The sequence below is a fragment of the Halalkalicoccus jeotgali B3 genome, from assembly GCF_000196895.1.
GTDB lineage: Archaea > Halobacteriota > Halobacteria > Halobacteriales > Halalkalicoccaceae > Halalkalicoccus > Halalkalicoccus jeotgali.
On record NC_014297.1, the window covers coordinates 2,584,217 to 2,600,816 of the forward strand.

At 64.9% G+C, this 16,600-nt stretch carries 23 protein-coding genes; 18 read left to right on the forward strand and 5 right to left on the reverse strand.

The window, feature by feature from the left end; all coding sequences use genetic code 11:
- The first annotated feature begins 21 nt into the window (after window positions 1-21).
- Both HACJB3_RS13540 and HACJB3_RS13545 read left to right on the forward strand, forming a co-directional pair.
- On the forward strand, window positions 22-852 hold the full coding sequence (locus HACJB3_RS13540) for a YqcI/YcgG family protein (RefSeq protein WP_008416203.1): 831 nt from the start codon (window positions 22-24) through the stop codon (window positions 850-852).
- Window positions 845-1,408: a cysteine hydrolase family protein gene (locus HACJB3_RS13545; protein ID WP_008416205.1), complete on the forward strand. Its 564-nt coding sequence runs from the start codon at window positions 845-847 to the stop codon at window positions 1,406-1,408. The genes HACJB3_RS13540 and HACJB3_RS13545 overlap by 8 nt, the downstream gene beginning before the upstream one ends.
- Before the next feature lie 303 nt (window positions 1,409-1,711).
- Here HACJB3_RS13545 and HACJB3_RS13550 read toward each other — a convergent pair whose 3' ends face one another.
- Window positions 1,712-2,956: an HAD family hydrolase gene (locus tag HACJB3_RS13550; protein WP_008416207.1), complete on the reverse strand. Its 1,245-nt coding sequence runs from the start codon at window positions 2,954-2,956 to the stop codon at window positions 1,712-1,714.
- A gap of 139 nt (window positions 2,957-3,095) precedes the next feature.
- Here HACJB3_RS13550 and HACJB3_RS13555 point away from each other — a divergent pair, with 139 nt between their 5' ends.
- The 10 genes from HACJB3_RS13555 (at window position 3,096) to HACJB3_RS13595 (ending at window position 10,308) form a co-directional block, all read left to right on the forward strand.
- Window positions 3,096-4,172: a glucose 1-dehydrogenase gene (locus HACJB3_RS13555; protein WP_008416209.1), complete on the forward strand. Its 1,077-nt coding sequence runs from the start codon at window positions 3,096-3,098 to the stop codon at window positions 4,170-4,172.
- Window positions 4,159-4,794, forward strand: a complete 636-nt coding sequence (gene gfcR, locus HACJB3_RS13560; RefSeq protein WP_008416210.1) for a transcriptional regulator GfcR — start codon at window positions 4,159-4,161, stop codon at window positions 4,792-4,794. Before HACJB3_RS13555 ends, gfcR begins: the two co-directional genes overlap by 14 nt.
- 36 nt (window positions 4,795-4,830) lie before the next feature.
- Window positions 4,831-5,175, forward strand: coding sequence for a glutaredoxin family protein (locus HACJB3_RS13565; RefSeq protein WP_008416212.1), 345 nt, complete (start codon window positions 4,831-4,833; stop codon window positions 5,173-5,175).
- A 146-nt stretch (window positions 5,176-5,321) separates the two neighbouring features.
- The gene (locus HACJB3_RS13570; RefSeq protein ID WP_008416213.1) at window positions 5,322-5,891 is read left to right on the forward strand and encodes a DUF7110 family protein; all 570 of its coding nucleotides are present in this window, start codon (window positions 5,322-5,324) and stop codon (window positions 5,889-5,891) included.
- Between the two features lie 78 nt (window positions 5,892-5,969).
- Window positions 5,970-6,941 carry a phosphoadenosine phosphosulfate reductase family protein gene (locus tag HACJB3_RS13575; RefSeq protein ID WP_008416215.1) on the forward strand — a complete coding sequence of 324 codons (972 nt, stop codon included), beginning with the start codon at window positions 5,970-5,972 and terminating at the stop codon, window positions 6,939-6,941.
- Window positions 6,942-7,152: 211 nt separating this feature from the next.
- A complete protein-coding gene (locus HACJB3_RS13580) occupies window positions 7,153-7,404 on the forward strand; it encodes a hypothetical protein (protein ID WP_238532767.1) in 252 nt (83 codons plus the stop codon).
- Between the two features lie 82 nt (window positions 7,405-7,486).
- Window positions 7,487-8,437: a phosphoadenosine phosphosulfate reductase family protein gene (locus HACJB3_RS13585; RefSeq protein WP_008416217.1), complete on the forward strand. Its 951-nt coding sequence runs from the start codon at window positions 7,487-7,489 to the stop codon at window positions 8,435-8,437.
- Between the two features lie 58 nt (window positions 8,438-8,495).
- The gene (nreA, locus tag HACJB3_RS13590; RefSeq protein WP_008416219.1) at window positions 8,496-9,803 is read left to right on the forward strand and encodes a DNA repair protein NreA; all 1,308 of its coding nucleotides are present in this window, start codon (window positions 8,496-8,498) and stop codon (window positions 9,801-9,803) included.
- Window positions 9,804-9,873: 70 nt separating this feature from the next.
- Complete coding sequence (locus HACJB3_RS20280; RefSeq protein WP_008416221.1) at window positions 9,874-10,047, forward strand: hypothetical protein; 174 nt, start codon at window positions 9,874-9,876, stop codon at window positions 10,045-10,047.
- A 39-nt stretch (window positions 10,048-10,086) separates the two neighbouring features.
- Complete coding sequence (locus tag HACJB3_RS13595) at window positions 10,087-10,308, forward strand: hypothetical protein (RefSeq protein WP_008416223.1); 222 nt, start codon at window positions 10,087-10,089, stop codon at window positions 10,306-10,308.
- Here HACJB3_RS13595 and HACJB3_RS13600 read toward each other — a convergent pair.
- Genes HACJB3_RS13600 through HACJB3_RS13610 form a run of 3 tightly spaced genes read right to left on the reverse strand, consistent with a single transcriptional unit; the run spans window position 10,305 to window position 11,815 of the window.
- Window positions 10,305-10,820: a DUF302 domain-containing protein gene (locus HACJB3_RS13600; RefSeq protein WP_008416225.1), complete on the reverse strand. Its 516-nt coding sequence runs from the start codon at window positions 10,818-10,820 to the stop codon at window positions 10,305-10,307. The two genes, HACJB3_RS13595 and HACJB3_RS13600, sit on opposite strands and share 4 nt — an antisense overlap.
- Before the next feature lie 41 nt (window positions 10,821-10,861).
- Window positions 10,862-11,521, reverse strand: a complete 660-nt coding sequence (locus HACJB3_RS13605; RefSeq protein ID WP_008416227.1) for a CPBP family intramembrane glutamic endopeptidase — start codon at window positions 11,519-11,521, stop codon at window positions 10,862-10,864.
- Window positions 11,522-11,815, reverse strand: a complete 294-nt coding sequence (locus HACJB3_RS13610) for a DUF5789 family protein (protein WP_008416228.1) — start codon at window positions 11,813-11,815, stop codon at window positions 11,522-11,524.
- An 81-nt stretch (window positions 11,816-11,896) separates the two neighbouring features.
- On the opposite strand from HACJB3_RS13610, the gene HACJB3_RS13615 reads away from it, so the two are divergent.
- The gene (locus HACJB3_RS13615; protein WP_008416230.1) at window positions 11,897-12,472 is read left to right on the forward strand and encodes a GNAT family N-acetyltransferase; all 576 of its coding nucleotides are present in this window, start codon (window positions 11,897-11,899) and stop codon (window positions 12,470-12,472) included.
- On the opposite strand, the gene HACJB3_RS13620 is transcribed toward HACJB3_RS13615, so the two are convergent.
- Window positions 12,466-12,717: a hypothetical protein gene (locus tag HACJB3_RS13620; RefSeq protein WP_008416231.1), complete on the reverse strand. Its 252-nt coding sequence runs from the start codon at window positions 12,715-12,717 to the stop codon at window positions 12,466-12,468. The two genes, HACJB3_RS13615 and HACJB3_RS13620, sit on opposite strands and share 7 nt — an antisense overlap.
- A 72-nt stretch (window positions 12,718-12,789) precedes the next feature.
- On the opposite strand from HACJB3_RS13620, the gene HACJB3_RS13625 reads away from it, so the two are divergent.
- The 5 genes from HACJB3_RS13625 to HACJB3_RS13640 all read left to right on the forward strand — a co-directional run bounded on the left by HACJB3_RS13625 (window position 12,790) and on the right by HACJB3_RS13640 (window position 16,591).
- Window positions 12,790-14,472 carry an acyl-CoA mutase large subunit family protein gene (locus tag HACJB3_RS13625; RefSeq protein WP_008416233.1) on the forward strand — a complete coding sequence of 561 codons (1,683 nt, stop codon included), beginning with the start codon at window positions 12,790-12,792 and terminating at the stop codon, window positions 14,470-14,472.
- Window positions 14,473-14,543: 71 nt separating this feature from the next.
- Complete coding sequence (locus tag HACJB3_RS13630; RefSeq protein WP_008416235.1) at window positions 14,544-15,368, forward strand: aldo/keto reductase; 825 nt, start codon at window positions 14,544-14,546, stop codon at window positions 15,366-15,368.
- A 51-nt stretch (window positions 15,369-15,419) separates the two neighbouring features.
- Window positions 15,420-16,160 carry a hypothetical protein gene (locus tag HACJB3_RS13635; protein WP_049934481.1) on the forward strand — a complete coding sequence of 247 codons (741 nt, stop codon included), beginning with the start codon at window positions 15,420-15,422 and terminating at the stop codon, window positions 16,158-16,160.
- Between the two features lie 46 nt (window positions 16,161-16,206).
- Window positions 16,207-16,353, forward strand: a complete 147-nt coding sequence (locus tag HACJB3_RS20285) for a hypothetical protein (protein ID WP_008416239.1) — start codon at window positions 16,207-16,209, stop codon at window positions 16,351-16,353.
- Between the two features lie 49 nt (window positions 16,354-16,402).
- On the forward strand, window positions 16,403-16,591 hold the full coding sequence (locus HACJB3_RS13640; RefSeq protein ID WP_008416241.1) for a DUF7333 family protein: 189 nt from the start codon (window positions 16,403-16,405) through the stop codon (window positions 16,589-16,591).
- Window positions 16,592-16,600: the final 9 nt, after the last annotated feature.

A 16,600-nucleotide genomic window follows, 5' to 3' on the forward strand; every position in this document is an offset into this window, starting at 1 on the left:
GCTCGGCCCTAGCCAAAAGCCATGACCGAGCCCGTGGTCGGACAGCTTCGGGATCAGGAAACCCTTGTAGCGCGCGTCGAAAGCGGGGCGGCACCCGACTGGGTCGAGGACCACTGGCGGACCTTTCGCGGCGGGCTGTTGGGTGAACGAAACGGCAGCCCGTTCCCCTGCTTTTTCGGTGCCGAATCCGTCCGCGAGGGCGATCCCCTCTACACGGCGATCCCCTCGCTGACCGACAAGGACGCGCTGTTGGGACTGGGTGAGACGCTCATCGAATACCTCGACGTCTACGAGGACCACAACGACCGGGCGTCACTGGTCACGTTCTTCGAGCCGCCCGAGCGCTCGCTGTCCGAACGCGAGTACCACGAGGCGCTCTGGCATATCCTCCAGTTCCTACACGTCCACGATCCCGCGCCCTGGCCCGACGACATCCCGACCGATCCCGACGACCCCCACTGGGAGTTCTGCTTCGGCGGCGAGCCGATGTTCCCGACCTGTCGGGCGCCGTTCTACGAGGATCGAAAGAGCCGCTACTGCCCCATCGGGCTCGAGATCACCTTCCAGCCGCGCGCGCTGTTCGAGGACCTGAACGTCACCGGCGACACCGCAGCCGGCAAACACGCCCGCGAGGTCATTCAAGAGCGCCTCGTCGAGTACGACGGCGTCTGTCCCCACGCCGACCTGGGCGACTGGGGCGTTGCGGGCGACCGCGAGTGGACGCAGTACCTGTTCTCCGAGGACCCCGAGCAGGCACCCGATACGTGCCCGATCACCATCTCACGGGAGCACCCGAAGGCCGCACCGCCGCGACCGACATCCGTACCGAAACCGGAGGCCGCGGATGACTGACGACGCGCCCGTCCTGCTGCTCGTCGACCTCCAAACGGGGCTGGACGATCCGAAATACGGCGAGCGCAGCACGCCAGACGCCGAGTCGAACGCCGCCCGCCTGCTCGAGGTCTGGCGTGAACACGACTACCCACGCGTCCACATCCGCCACGACTCCACCGAGCCGGACTCCCCGCTTCGGGGCGACGGGCCGGGGTTCGCGTGGAAGCCCGAGACCGAGCCACGGGAGGACGAACCGGTGTTCACCAAACGGGTCAACTCGGGGTTCATCGGCACGGGGCTGGAACCGTGGCTCCGTAAGCAGGACTACGACTCGCTCGTCGTCGTCGGTCTCACTACCGACCACTGCGTCTCCACTACCACGAGAATGGCCGAGAACCTCGGGTTCGACGCCACCGTCGTCGCCGACGCCACGGCGACGTTCGAACGTGACGGTCCCGGCGGCGAGCGCTTCTCCGCCGACGAGATGCACCGGACCGCGCTTGCACACCTCGCCGGCGAGTTCGCGACCATCACCACTACCGACGAGGCTCTCGCCGATCTCGACCGCTGCTGACCGATGTTGACTTTCATATTCTCTAGTACTCACTAAGAAAGTGTTCGACAACTAATGCAGAGAATTATAGTGTATTAGAAGGATGTCATGCCGATTTGCTGTTCATACAACACCCCCATCAATTGCTACGGGGACGATATGATACGGCATGACGGATGGAGAAACGAACGATGCCTAATCTACGACCCGTTGTCCCGAACTCGACCAACCGGCGTGTGTGATCGATTCGAACCCGCGACCGCCACGGGTGATGCCCGTCGGCGGTCCTTTTACCTCCCGTGTGTCTAGCGCTTCTAGCCGGCACTACTCGAGTTCTACGAGCCGGTTGAGCGCGTAGACCGTCCGCAGCATATCCGCCGCGCGACCCCGATCGAAGACGAGTTCGTCGGTTTCCCGAACGAACGTGAGGACGTCCGCCGAGGCGTGTTCGGGTGCAGCACCGAGTCCCGAGTCGTTCTCGGCGACCCACTCCATCACTCGCAGGTCGCTTTTCGAATCGCCCATCACGAGCGCGAACGGGTCGTCGACCCCCAGCACGGAGAGAGCGACCTCGACGCCGACGATCTTGTTGAGTTCCAAGGAGCCGACTTCGGCGGCATCGCCCTCGTAGTAGGCGACGTCGATGCGTTCGAACAACGCTTCGATCTCGTCGGGGGGCTCTCCGGGATCGGGGACCGACTCGGTATCTCCCAGAACCCCGCGGATCTCGGGGTCGCTGTCGGCGTAGAACGCCCGTGCGAGTTCGCTGACTCGTTCGGGGTCAGTGTCGGTCTCCGCGACCTCGGCGACGGCCTCGCCCAGCAGGTCGAGTTCGTAGACGAGCGCCTCGTCGATGATCTCGACTGCGTTCTCGGAGCCGATCTCGAAGTTGGGCTTCATCGTGACGTTGAACTCGTTGCCTTGGAGGTGACAGCCCCGCCGGAGTGTCTCGGGGGCCTCCCGGAGCACGCGCGAGCGCACGTAGTCGAACACCGAGACGATCTCCTCGTCGAGGTCCTCGTACAGCAGGTGCTTGGTATCGGCACCGTGACCCGGCGTGAACACCCCCGTCCCGGCCTCGTAGACGATCGAGAGCTCCCCCGAGTGGACGAACTCGCTGCCGAGCCCCTGGATCATGAACCCCTTGACGTTCTCCAAGGTCTGGCCCGTACAGATCACGATCGGAACGCCCGCCTCGTGGAATTCCGTCAGCAACGAGAGGGTCTCCCGGGGGATCTCGTTGTCCGTGTTACCCGCCGATCGTAGCGTCTCGTCGACGTCGAGCACGAAGACGTTCGCCGCCCGGCCGTACTTCGAGTACAGGTCGAGGGCAGTAAAGGCCTGCTGGCGGGTCGCGTGGGCCGCGATCTCGGCGTAGTCCTCACCCGCGTGAAAGTCGGTTTCGATGGCTGCCTTACGCCGGTCGAGCTCCTCGCTCGCGCGCTCCCAGTGTTCGAGCGCGACCCGCGAGTCGACCGGCGGAAACAGATCGACGAGGTCCTGATAGGCCTTCAGCGTGTCGGCGGGGAACTCCTCGTAGAGGCGATACAGCTGGTCGTAGCGTTCCATACCCCTGCTGGTCAGCCGAGTGCCAAAAGCGTAGGTGGGTATCGTCGGCACGCGTCCCGGGCAGGACTGCTCACCCACCGTATAGATATTTACTCGAAAGAGAATAAATGTTTTGTCCCCTCGAATCCTACCGATTTACATGGACGCACTGGTCGTTCGCGAGGGCGAACACGAACCGAGCGTGATCGACGTGCCCGAGCCCGTACCCGAGGCGGGCGAGGTGCTGGTTCGGACCCTCCGGGTGGGGGTCGACGGCACGGACAGGGAGGTCTTGGAGGGGGGCCACGGTGAGTTCCCCGCAGGCGAGGAGTATCTGGTACTCGGTCACGAGGCCGTCGGCGTCGTCGAGGATTCGAACGGCACCGACTACGAGGAGGGCGACGTCGTGGTGCCGACGGTCAGGCGGCCGCCGAACGGCGAGAACAGGTATTTCGATCGGGGCGAACCCGACATGGCCCCCGAGGGACAGTACCACGAGCGCGGCATCGTCGGCGCACACGGGTTCATGGCCGAGTACTTCACGAGCCCCGCCGAGTACCTCGTCGAGATCCCCGCCGAGCAAGCGCCGCTTGGCTTTCTGATCGAGCCCATCAGCATCACCGAGAAGGCCCTCGAACACGCCATCGCCTCGCGTTCGGCCTTCGAGTGGCACCCCGAGAGCGCCGCCGTCCTGGGTAACGGGAGTCTCGGACTACTGACGCTCGCGATGTTCGTCCACACCCATCCCTTCGAGCGCACCTACTGTGTGGGACGGCGCGATCGCCCGGACCCGACCATCGAGATCATCGAGAATCTGGGGGCGACCTACGTCGATTCACGGGAGACGCCCGTCGACGAACTCCCCGCCGAGTACGAGGGGATGGACCTGGTCTACGAGGCGACGGGTTACGCGAAACACGCCTTCCAGACGATCGAGGCGCTCGCGCCCAACGGCGTTGGCGCTCTCTTGGGAGTGCCCGGTCCCTGGGAGTTCGAGATCGATGGGGGGACGCTTCACGAGGAGCTCGTCCTGCACAACAAGGCACTGGTGGGCAGCGTCAACTCGCACGTGAGTCACTTCGAGGCCGCAAGCGATACCCTTGGGTCGCTTCCCGAGGACTTTCTCGACTCACTCGTGACCGGGATCCACGGACTCGACGACTGGGAGCGGGCCTTCGCGGATGACGATACGACTATAAAAACGGCCGTCGAATTCGCCGCGTATGAAGAACGTTGACGACCTGATCGAGAGCGCCGCCGAGTTAGCCGAGGGCGGCCTCTCGAAGGGCGAGATCGCGGACGAACTGAACGTCTCCCGGGAGACGGCGAGCTGGCTGGTCGAGCGAAGCGGCCGCGCCGAGCCGCCGACCGAGCCCGAACCGCGGGGCAAGCCCGCCGACATCCACGTCGACTGGAGCGCGGTCGGTCGCGACAGCGCCCGCCTCTCGTACGTCTCGCGGGCGATGGCCGACCTGCTTCGAAAGCAGGGCGAGGAGATCGACCTCACAGTCGGGATCGAGAAGGCCGGCGCGCCGCTTGCGACGATGGTCGGGCGGGAACTCGATACGGACCTCTGTACGTACGCGCCGCGCAAACACCAGTGGGAGGAGGGTGACATGGCCGACCTCGGCGGGAGCTTCTCCAGGAATTTCGCGGCGATCCGCGACAGGGAGTGTTACGTGATCGACGACACGATCACGAGCGGCACCACGATGAAAGAGACCATCGCGGCGATCCGCGAGCAGGGCGGCGAACCCGTCGCCTGCGTGGTCCTCGTGGACAAGCAGGGCGTCGAGGAGATCGAGGGCGTACCCGTCTACTCGCTGATACAGGTCATCCCCGTCGGCAGCGACGAGTAGGAAAACCGCTTTCCCCGTTCGCTCCCTAGGACGGGTATGACGTTCCAACCGAACCAGGGGCTCTCCCAGGAAGAGGTCACTCGACGCGTCGACAGCGCCATCGAGGACAACGAAGTAGTGCTGTTCATGAAGGGCAACCGGCTGATGCCCCAGTGTGGGTTCTCCCAGCGCGCGCTCGATCTCATCACCCAGTACCGTGAGGACGTCGAGTGTGTCGACACGCTCGAATCGCTCGACGAGTACCGCGCGGCGCTTTCGGAACACAGCGGCTGGGAAACGACGCCCCAGACGTACGTAAACGGCGAGTTCATCGGTGGGAGCGACGTGCTTGCGGAAATGGACGAGCGCGGCGAACTGAGACCCGCACTCGACAGCGAGTAGGCTGACGCGACCGGGAGCGAAGCGACCTGACTGTGCAGCCACCACCTTTTTGTAGGGAAAGGCCATATATGTCTGGAGCGCTTACTGTAACCTGCACGAGCGCGGTTACGGGTCGACAACCACGCGACGAGATTCATCCACCAACAATGTCAGGGCGCGTATATCAACTTCACTCGACGCTGGAACTGCCCCTCGAGGACGTCACCGAATACTTCGAATCGGATCCGGAACTCCCGGAGCAGATCGAAGACATCGACATCACGAGGCGAAACAACACGCTTATCATCAAATCCGTCGCCCGCGAGGGGGCGGTAAGCAAGTACACGCCGACCGCCCAACTCAAGGCGAGCGTGGCCGAAACCCGGGTCTACGAGGAGGAACCCGAGACGGGCCCGGGCGCACCGCCCGCCTGGGGCGAGGAAGAAGAGGAGATCCCCTCGGAACTCGTCGAGTTCGCCGCGTTCAAGGGCGATCGGGAGACCGTCCTCCAGAACACGGCGCTCCAATTCCCGATGTTCGAGGTACTCTGTGCCATCGCCCAACAGGCCGAGAAGGGCACGCTGACCGCCATCGCCGAGCGCGACGGCGAACTCGAGGCCACCAAGATCGTCGACGGTGAGAAACGCCCCGCGACCGTCGAAGTCGTCGAAGGACCCGGCAAGGAGAGTGCGCCGGCCAACGGGATCAACTGGCGGGACAACAAGTTCATCTCCTGATCGAGCACCCTGTCATCACACCTCATGACAGGCCGTAAACCCTTTGTGCGTCCTAATTAAATCTCATTAGCGAACACCATGCCCGAAGGCTTTCCCGACTACTTGGACGTCGATTACAGCGACGGCGAGGGACAGACCCCCGAGGAGTACCCCACCCTCGATACGAAACTCGAGAAGGCGATCGAGGTCACCCGCCGGGGACTCGAACAGTACGAGAACCCCGCGGTGATGTGGACCGGCGGGAAGGACTCGACGCTTACTCTCTACTTCATCAAAGAGGTCGCAGAGCAGTTCGATCTGGAGGTGCCCCCGGCGGTCTTCATCGACCACTACCAGCACTTCGACGAGATCCACGAGTTCGTCGAGAAATGGGCCGACGAGTGGGACCTGGAGGTCATCTACGCGCGTAACGACGACGTCGGTCAGTACGTCGATTCCCATGGTTTGGAGCCCGGCGACGACATCGATATCGGGGAGCTCAACGAGCAGAACCGCCACCACGTGCGTGATCTCCTCGAGTACGAGGAGGAGACCTTCCCGTTCCTGCTCGACACCTACGTCGGCAACCACCTGCTCAAGACGGTGGCGCTGAACAACGCCCTTGAGGAGTACGACATCGACGGCGTCATCTCGGGCGTGCGCTGGGACGAACAGGAGGCCCGCGCCGACGAGACGTTCTTCAGCCCGCGTCACGACCCCGAGATCTACCCGCCCCACGACCGTATCCAGCCCATCCTGCACTTCGACGAGCGCGCCGTCTGGGACGCCTTCTGGTACGTCGTCGTCCCCGAAACCGTCGAGGGCTACCCCGAGGAGGGCTACGTCCCCGAGGGCTACGACGACCTGCCCGAGGGCATCTCTCAAGAGGACATCCCGATCTCGCCGAAGTACTTCGAGGGCTTCCGGTCGCTCGGCAGCGAGATCAGCACGCAGAAATCCACCGACGACCCGGCCTGGCTCCAGGACGTCGAGAACACCGTCGAGCGCGAGGGTCGCGCCCAAGACAAGGAGGACCTGATGGAGCGCCTGCGCGATCTCGGCTACATGTAGGCGCTCAGACGGCTCGGTTCGACGCCCCACGCGCCGTGGCGGCGTCCGTGTGGACTCCCGATGCCGTTCGTTTCGAGTGCTCGCGAACGACGTACCGTAACAGCCGTCTTCGCGGGTCGCGTGTGTGGGTGAAACGTGCCTTAGTGACGTCCTACACCCGTGAGAGGGGCTTTCAGAGAATATATTTACGGAGCCGGTCCCTACCGCACATATGAGACGATCGACCCGTTCGCGGAGCCTGTCGAACCGATTCAGAGATCCCGAAGTGACGATCGCCGCCGGACTGTTCGCCATCGGCGCCGCGATTTACGCGATCGAGACGCTCTCCCCGACGCTGTTGCTTGACGACGGAAACCCCGCCACGTTGGCCGCGAGCTTCGGCGTTCTCGGTGCGTTCTATCTCGCGGTCCTGTTGCTCTCGGCGGCGACCGGCAACACGGGCCGGTCCGTCGGCCGGGAGTGATGATCGGGCGGCGATTCGATCCGGTTCGAGCACGCTCGAGAAGTACCAACATAGATTACGGCCGGACGCGTCGCTGTCGGTGATGGCCCCTTTTCCGACGTACCTGGATGTCGATTACAGCGACGGCGAGGGACAGACCCCCGAGGAGTACCCCACTCTCGATACGAAACTCGAGAAGGCGATCGAGGTCACCCGACGCGGCCTCGAACAGTACGAGAACCCCGCGGTGATGTGGACCGGCGGGAAGGACTCGACGCTCGTACTCTATTTCGTCCGCGAGGTCGCCCGCGAGTTCGATCTGGAGGTGCCCCCCGTGGTGTTCATCGATCACTTCGAGCACTTCCCCGAAGTCCTCAGGTTCGTCGAGCGGTGGGCCGACGAGTGGGGTCTCGATCTACGCTACGCCCGAAACGAGGAGTTCGTCCGCCTGGGCGATCCCGGCGACGAGATCCCGGTGGAGGCCCTCGGCACGGAGAACGAACGGGAACTGCGCGACCGGCTCGGCCACGAGGGCGAGACCTTCGTCTTTAGCGCCGACAGCTACGAGGGTAACCACCTGTTGAAGACCGTCGCCCTCAACTCGATCATCCGCGAGGAGGGGTTCGACGGCGTGTTCTCGGGCGTGCGCTGGGACGAACAGGCCGCGCGCGCCGACGAGACGTTCTTCAGCCCGCGCCACGACCCCGAGAAGTACCCGCCCCACGACCGGATACACTCGATACTGCAGTTCGACGAGGCTGCCGTCTGGGACGCGATGTGGACCCACGTCGTCCCCGACGCGGTCGAAGGCTATCCCGTCGGCCACGTTCCACAGGACTTCGACGACCTCCCCGTCGGAGTCGAACCCGAGGACCTGCCCGTGAGCCCGAAGTATTTCGAGGGGTTTCGCTCGCTGGGCAGCGAGCGGGGATCGGCGAGAAGCGACGACCGCCCCGCGTGGCTCCAGGACCTCGACGGGACGACCGAACGCGCGGGCCGCTCCCAGGACAAAGAAGACCTGATGGGACGCCTGCGCGATCTCGGCTATATGTAGCCCGGACGAGCGACCGCCAGCCGAACGTTCAAGCCACTTGGCCCCCTAAAACGGCCGAATGCGACTCGACGAGTACATCGAGGGGTTCGAGCGCGACGAGGCCGCAGAGCGCCGCCGGCTCGCCCGCGAGAAGTCCTACGGGATCACGCAGTACCTCGACGAGGTCGAGGACCGCTTTTCGGAGGCGCTCTCGGGCGAGTCGCTCGTGGGCTCGACCGCCCCCTCGATCTTCGTCGGTCACTCGAACTATCCCCGAGTCTCGACGGGGCTGCTCTCGCCGGTCGGCGACGAGGACCGTGCCGCCGAGTACGCCACCGACGGCGCGTGGTACCGCCAGGGGCTCTCGATCGACGACGTGGTCCAACTGCGCACCGGACTGCTCAACGCCAACCGCTTTACCGACGTGCGCTCGGCCGGGGGGAACACGGCCGTCCGGGGATCCGGTACTCCCGCGGTTCACGACGTCTGGGACGGCTTTATCGGCACCCAGCGGGAAGTCGCCATCGCCGATCGGCCCGTCGACGTCGAGATCGGGCTCTCGGACTCACGACTTGACTTCGATCTCCCCGACGACGACACCGCCGCGCCACGCGGGCCGCGTACGGGCGCCGAATCCGCGACGCTGACCGAGAACCCCCACGTTCCGCGGGCCGTCGAGAAGACCTTGGAGGACGACGACTGGCGCGCAGAGGGCGCGATGGCCTATCTGTATCGACGGGGGTTCGACGTCTACGAGATCAACCGCATCCTCTCGGCGGGCGCGCTCGGCGAGGCCGAAACCCGCCGACTGGTCCCCACACGCTGGTCGATCACCGCCGTCGACGACACTGTCGGGAAGTTCCTCCGGGGTTCGATCAGGTCGAATCCGAGCGTCGACGAGACGCGGGTCTTTTCGAGCGAGTACATGGGCAACCGGTATTGGGCGATCCTTTCTCCGGGTAACTGGGAGTTCGAACTCGTCGAGATGAAAGCACCCGGCAGCGTCTGGAACCCCGTCGGGTCGGACGTCTGGATCGCAAGCGACCACGAGGGCTACGAGGGCCGAACCAAGTATGTCGACGGCGGGACCGCCGGTGCCTACTATGCGACCCGACTGGCCGCGCTCGAACACCTCGAGGAGATCGGCCGACAGGCGAAGGTGCTCGTTCTCCGGCACGTCTCCGACGAGTACTGGGCGCCGGTAGGCGTGTGGCAGATCAGAGAGAGCGTCCGGGACGCCCTCGGAGGCGAGAGCGGCGTTGCCGAAACCTTCCACGGGGCGGTTCGCGGGATCGAACCGCACCTCCCGATCTCGACGGGCGATCTCCGGCGGTCCTCCGAGCTGGTCGCTGGCGTGCAGGCCTCGCTCGCGGATTTCTCGACCTGATTCGACGCAATTCGACGAACGCGCTCCGGACGGCCACAAGCGCTATCGGAGTCCGTGTACCGATCTGACCATGCTTCTGTTCGGTCCGACTCCTGGCGGTGTCGAGTTCACCGTAATCCTGTTGACGATCTTCATCTTCCTCGCGCCCGTGGTTCTCGCTATCGTGGCGTTCAAACGGTATGTCGGAACCGATCGTGAGCGTCTCAGCGAACTCGAAGAGCTCCGCGAGCGGGTCGAGGAGTGACGGGCGAACGCTTATTCGCTCGTCACACCTACTCGGGATATGGACGTGCTGGTCGCCGCTGGCTCCTTTTCGCCCGTCGAACTCGGCCTGCTCGCGTTGATCGTCATTACGCTCGTTCTCCCGGTCGTACTGGCGCTGGCGCTCGAACGGTTCGTTTACAAGGGGAGGGTGGCGGATCCGGTCGGGTTCGCGGAACTCGAAAACCGGTTCGACAACGGGAAGATGTGGGCCGAACGGCTCCGCGAGGATCGGGAGGACTAACGGGGACTGCCGCCGGCACCTTCCCGTTTGCCGCCCTGCGGGCCGCGTGGTTTCTCGCCGCCCGATCCCTGCGTGTCGAGGTTCGACATCGCCTCCTCGACCAGTTCGCCGGTTTCGGCGACGATCTCCGCCCACTCGTCGTTGTCGGGCGCGAGCGCGACGAGGCGGGCGATCTTCATGATCGAGACGTGATAGACCCGCTGGAGGCCGGGTTCGATCTCCCAGACGACGACGTTACAGGGAAAGATCGCACCGATCTGCTCTGTTACGTCGAGCGCCTTGTCGGCCATTCGCGGGTTACACGCCCCCAGGACGTAGTACGGATCGCGATCGGAGCCGACCTTTTCGCGAAGCAGTTCGGAGGGGGAGAACTCGACGGGGACACCAAAGCCCGCCGCCGTGAACGCCTCGCGGACGTGTTCGACCGCCTCGTCGTGGCCCATCGTGAGGGTGACGCTTCGTTCGCCGACGTCCTCCGCGGTCAACTGCTCGGGATCGATTGGGAGGCTCATGGTCGATCTATCGGACGACGCCCTCAAAAAAGACCCGCCGGCTACAGCGGCAGGGGAAGCCAGGCGAGCCATCGGAGGACCGCCTCGGGCGAGACGAGCGGCTCGTGGAGGACGAGCCAGTCGAGCAACACGAGCCCGCCGCCGTGGGCGACCGTCGAGGGCAGAATCGAATCGGCGTGGTAGTCGACCGCGCCGAACAACACGTCCGTCGGCCCCGAGAGTGCGAGTTCGATCGGCGGCTTGTGGACGTGGAGCAGCGCGTAGACGACGGGACTGATGAAGACACACTTCGCGCCGAGGTCCCGGACCCCGACACAGAGCAACCCCCTGAAGTACGTCTCGGTGGCGAGCGCGAGGACGAACAGCTGGATCGCGTGAGGGACGAACGCCCCCAGTGCGGGCGTGGTCTCCCACAGCGGGTAGAACTCCCGGACGCTCGGGAGGGTCGAGCCGACGAGGTAGAACGGAAGGACGAACGCCGAGAGCACTAAGGTATCGCGGATCGCCCGGCGGTCGACCCGCCAGCCGACGTTCCGGCCGTGGACGAGCCCGAGCCCGAGAGGGACCAGCAGGTACAGCAGGGTGTCGCGAACGACCCGCCCGGTCAGGGTGGTCGTCGACCAGTTGACCCAGACGAGGAGAACGACGCCACCGACCAGGAGCGACTGGTGAACCCACGAGAGCCGTCCCGGGATCGACATCTACTCGGCGCTCGGAACCGGTCCATCCCCGATCACGTCTCGACAGGCATCGACGAACTCCTGGCGGCTCTCGAAGTAGGTGATATCGGTTCCGTCGAGGAGCTCCTCGACCGACGTGGGCCCCTCGGCGGTGCGGACGACCGTCTCGCCTTCCTTTCGCCGGATTTCGCTCCGCTGGACGGGCCAGTACAGGCGGGAGGCCACGCGCGCGATTGGGGCGCCCTCGACCGGCGTTCGGTCGCCGAGTTCGACGAGCGGGGCCTCCTCCTCTTGGGCTTCGTCTTCGTCGCTCATGGGGCTGGATTCGCGAGGGGCGCGATTCAAGCTTTCGATCGCCGTGAAAGGCTTTTACTGCAGGGCGATCCAACTCCGGGTATGTACGTCCGGGGTGCCAAGAAGCGAGAAGAGGTCTGGCTCCTCGACGAGATCGAGCGACTGGGCCTCGACGAGGCCGCGTTTCGCTCCCGCGAGTACGTCATCGCGCTCGACGAGGAGACGGGCGAGAAGGCCGGGTTCGGTCGGCTCAGACTCTACGACGAGGTCTGTGAGATAACGAGCCTCGGCGTCGCCGAAGCGTGGCGCGGGCAGGGCGTCGGCGCACACGTCACCGAGCGCCTCGTCGATCACGCCGGCGACGAGGGGTTCGAGCGGGTCTACGCGCTCGCGCCGGAACCCGACTACCTGCTGCAGTTCGGATTCGAACCGATCGAGCGCTCGGGGCTTCCCGAACCGCTCGGGGAGCGACTCGACGCCAAACGCGAGCACCGCGAGGAGGTGATCGCGACCGCCCTCGCCACCGAATCGTTCTCGATGCCCGAGCGGCTCCGCGAACGCTTCAAAGCGGCCTCGCCGGCACCGACGGGCGACGAAAGCGAGGAGACGCTTCCCCCCGAGGAGTTCGGGATCGATCCCGACACGGCGACCTACAAGTACGACACGGGCCGTCAGTAGTTCTCGTTGTCGCTGACGAAGCCGCTCTTGAACGCGATCCACGTCAGCACGCTCATAAAGAGGATCGGCGGGAGGATCGCAAAGCCCCAGATCGGGTTGAGTCCCCAGCCGATGACGAGGATCACGTCCGCGATCCCCAGCGCGACGAAGGGCAGTGTGTACTTCGCGGCCCGGAGGCGGTCGCTGCGGTCCTCGGTCGGGATCGGCGACCCGTCGCCCTCGTCGGGCGCGACCGGCGTGTCCATACGCCCGTATGGACCCCGGCGGGGAAAAGCGACACGGAGCGAGTTAAGAGCCTGCGCGAGGTAGGGTCTCGCATGTTCGACCAGGAGGATCTCGAATCGATCCGCGAGGGCAAAGAGCGGTGGGGAGAGGAGACGCGCGGCCCGACCGTCGAGCGCTTCGGGGAGCGAAAGGAGACGTTTACGACCGACACAGCCGGCCACGAGATCCAGCCGCTGTACACGCCCGATGACGTCGCCGATCTGGATTACGAGGAAGATCTCGGGTTCCCCGGCGAGGACCCCTACACCAGGGGTGTGTACTCGACGATGTACCGCGGTCGCCTGTGGACGATGCGCCAGTACGCCGGCATGGGCAGCGCCGTCGAGACCAACGAGCGCTATCACTACCTGATGGATCAGGGCCAGACCGGCCTCTCGATGGCGTTCGATCTACCCACGCAGATGGGCTATGATTCGGACGCCGACATGGCCGCCGGCGAGGTCGGCAAATCCGGCGTGGCGATCGACTCGCTCGACGATATGCGGACCGTCTTCAAGGGTATTCCCCTCGACGAAGTCTCGACGAGCATGACGATCAACGCGCCCGCGAGCGTCCTGCTTGCGATGTACATCGCCGTCGGCGACGAGCAGGGCGTCCCCCGCGAAGAACTGCGAGGGACGATCCAGAACGATCTGCTGAAGGAGTACATCGCCCGCAACACCTACATCTACCCGCCGGGGCCCTCTATGAGAATCATCACCGATATCTTCGAGTTCTGCGCCGAGGAGGTGCCGAACTTCAACACGATCTCGATCTCGGGCTATCACATCCGCGAGGCCGGCGCCTCGGCGGCCCAGGAGCTGGCCTTCACCCTCGGAAACGGCATCGAGTACGTCGAGGCCGCCCTCGATGCCGGTCAGGACGTCGACGAGTTCGCCCCACAGCTCTCCTTTTTCTTCAACGCCCACAACGACATCTTCGAGGAGGTCGCCAAATTCAGGGCGGCCCGCCGGATGTGGGCGAGGATCATGGAAGAACGGTTCGACGCCGACACCGAGGCGGCAAAGCAGCTGAAGTTCCACACCCAGACCGCCGGCTCGATGCTGACCGCCCAGCAGATCGAGAACAACGTGGTGCGGGTCGCCTATCAGGCGCTCGCGGCGGTACTGGGCGGGACCCAGAGTCTACACACCAACGGGAAGGACGAGGCGCTTGCGCTCCCGACCGAGAAATCGGTCCGAACGGCTCTCAGGACCCAACAGATCCTCGCCCACGAGTCGGGCGCCGCCGACACCATCGACCCGCTTGCGGGCAGTTACTACGTCGAGGCATTGACCGACGAGCTGGAGGAGGAGGCCTTCGAACTCATCCGCGAGGTCGACGATAGAGGTGGGATGTTGCAAGCCGTCGAGGACCAGTGGGTCCAACGCCAGATCCAGGACGTCGCCTACGAGCGCCAGGAGGAGATCGAGGACGGTCGTAGAGTGATTGTCGGGGTCAACGAGTACGAAGTCGACGAGGAACCCGAGATGGACATCGAGGAGGTCACCGAGGAGGACCAGCAGCGCCAGATCAGCCGGCTGGAAGGGGTCCGCGAGGAGCGCGACGACGGGGCCGTCACCGAGGCGCTGGCGGCGCTCGAGTCGGCCGCAGCGGGCACGGAGAACGTCATGCCGTACATCCTCGATGCGGTGAAAGCCGAGGCGACGACCGGCGAGATCTGTGACGTGCTTCGAGAGACCTTTGACGAGTATCACCCCGGCAGCGCGCTCTGAGCCGGGCTTTCGGAGGCCGACCGACTGGCCGCATCCCGAACGCCTATCCGTCGCTCGCCCCTGTTTCGGGTATGGACTCACCGACCAGTGACGACGTAGCCAGCGTGAACGGAATGCCGATGCTCGGGCTCGGCACCTGGGAGAACGAGGACGAAGAGGAATGTGCAGAAAGCGTTCGAGCGGCCCTCGAGACGGGCTATCGCCACATCGACACCGCCCAGGCCTACGGCAACGAGGAGAGCGTCGGCGAGGGGATCGCCCGCGCGGGCGTCGACCGCGATGAGGTCTTCCTCGCGACGAAGGTCTGGATTGAGAACCTCGCGCCCGAGGACGTGATCGAGAGCACCGAAGAAAGCCTCGAGAAACTCGGCGTCGACTACGTGGATCTGCTGTACATCCACTGGCCCGCAGGCGAGTACGACCCCGAGGAAACGTTCGACGCGCTCTCGACGCTCGTCGCCGACGGGCTCGTTGAGAACGTCGGCGTCTCGAACTTCGAGCCCGAACAGCTCGACGAGGCCCGCGAGGTAAGCGACGTCGAGATCTTCGCCAACCAGGTCGAGTGTCATCCCCTCCTCCCACAGGAGACGCTCCGGGAGTACGCCGACGAACACGACCTCCCGCTGGTGGCCTACTCGCCGCTCGCGCGCGGGGAGGTCTTCGACGTGCCCGAACTCGAAGAGATCGCCGAGAAACACGACGCCAGCGCCGCGCAGGTTAGCCTCGCGTGGCTCCGCGAGAAGGGAATCACCGCGATCCCGAAGGCCACCGGCGAGGAGCACATCCGCGACAACTGGGAGTCCCTGTCGCTGGAACTCGACGCCGAGGACGTCGAGACCATCGACGGAATCGACCGGGAGGAACGGCAGGTCGATCCGAGCTTCGCGCCCTGGTAGGCTATTTGTTGTTGCCGAAACAGTAAAGTAATTTTATACTAATTGAGCGGTATGGCAGTGCGGTCACACCGCTCCGGAACCGTCGGGGCGATCCGTCTCGATCTGAGGCGGTTACACGAGAGTTGGATGGAACTGTTCTTCCCTCGCCAGCGCGGCGGCGCGCACTCGGTGCTGGGAAAGTGGACGCCGAGCACGGCGGGCGGCCGGGTCGCCTACAACGGCTGGGCCGGCGTCGGCGCGCTCGTCGTGGCGCTGTTGTACCCGCTCGTCCTGGTCGGGTTCGCGCTGCGATACTACACCCGTCGCATCGACCGGGCGGCCGCGAGTCTCGGGCTTCTCGGCGTCGTCGGTCTCTCGGCGGTCGTCTGGGGGGGACTGACGATCGTTGCTCACCTGCAGTTCTCCCGACGAGGCTTTATCGCGGTCGCGGCCGCGGCGGTCGTCGCGACGGTGGCGGCGGGCGCTGCCGTCGGGTTCGCACGCGCGGGCGGACGCGGGACGACCATCGTCTTCGCCTATCCCTCGGCGATGACCGCGCTGTTCTTGCCGCCGGTGGTCGCCGCGCTGTTTTCGGTGACGCTCGGGTCGGTGATCCTCCCGGGGAGTACGGAACTCGCGGTCCGGCTGCTCGACGGGCCGCTCGCGACCGCGGGTGCAAGCGAGTTCCTGCGGGAGAACTACACCCTCGAAGGGGCGGCCTACGTGGGGATGTGGTTCGCGATCGCCGTCCCCGTGGGGTGGGTGTTTGGCTGTGTCGTCACGCTCGCGAACCTGGTTCGTCCCACCCGGTGACGAAACCTAACGGTTATTGTGTCCGAGCGAGGAGGAGCGTAGCACCATGATCATCGACACCGTTCGGACCTATCTCGGCGGGACGGACCAGACCGTCTCGGAGTGTCGACACTGCGGGACGACGGTCGAATCGAAAACGGAGCGCTGTCCCGAGTGTGACCACGAGACGATCGTTCGATACCACGTCGGATAGAACGGCCGCGTCGCGGAACCCTTATTCTCGCCGCGACGAAGGGCCACATATGGAGTTCGACTTCCCCAAGACGGCGGCGGTCTTCGCCGCGCTGATCGCTCTGGGCGTCGTCGGCACGACCCCAATGATGGGTACTAGCACCGTGTTGATGATGGTCCTGCCCTCGATGGTCGTCTTCGGCCTCGTGGTCCTTGCGCTGGGCGTCAAACACGGCGAATACCGCGCGACCAGACGATAACCGGGGGGA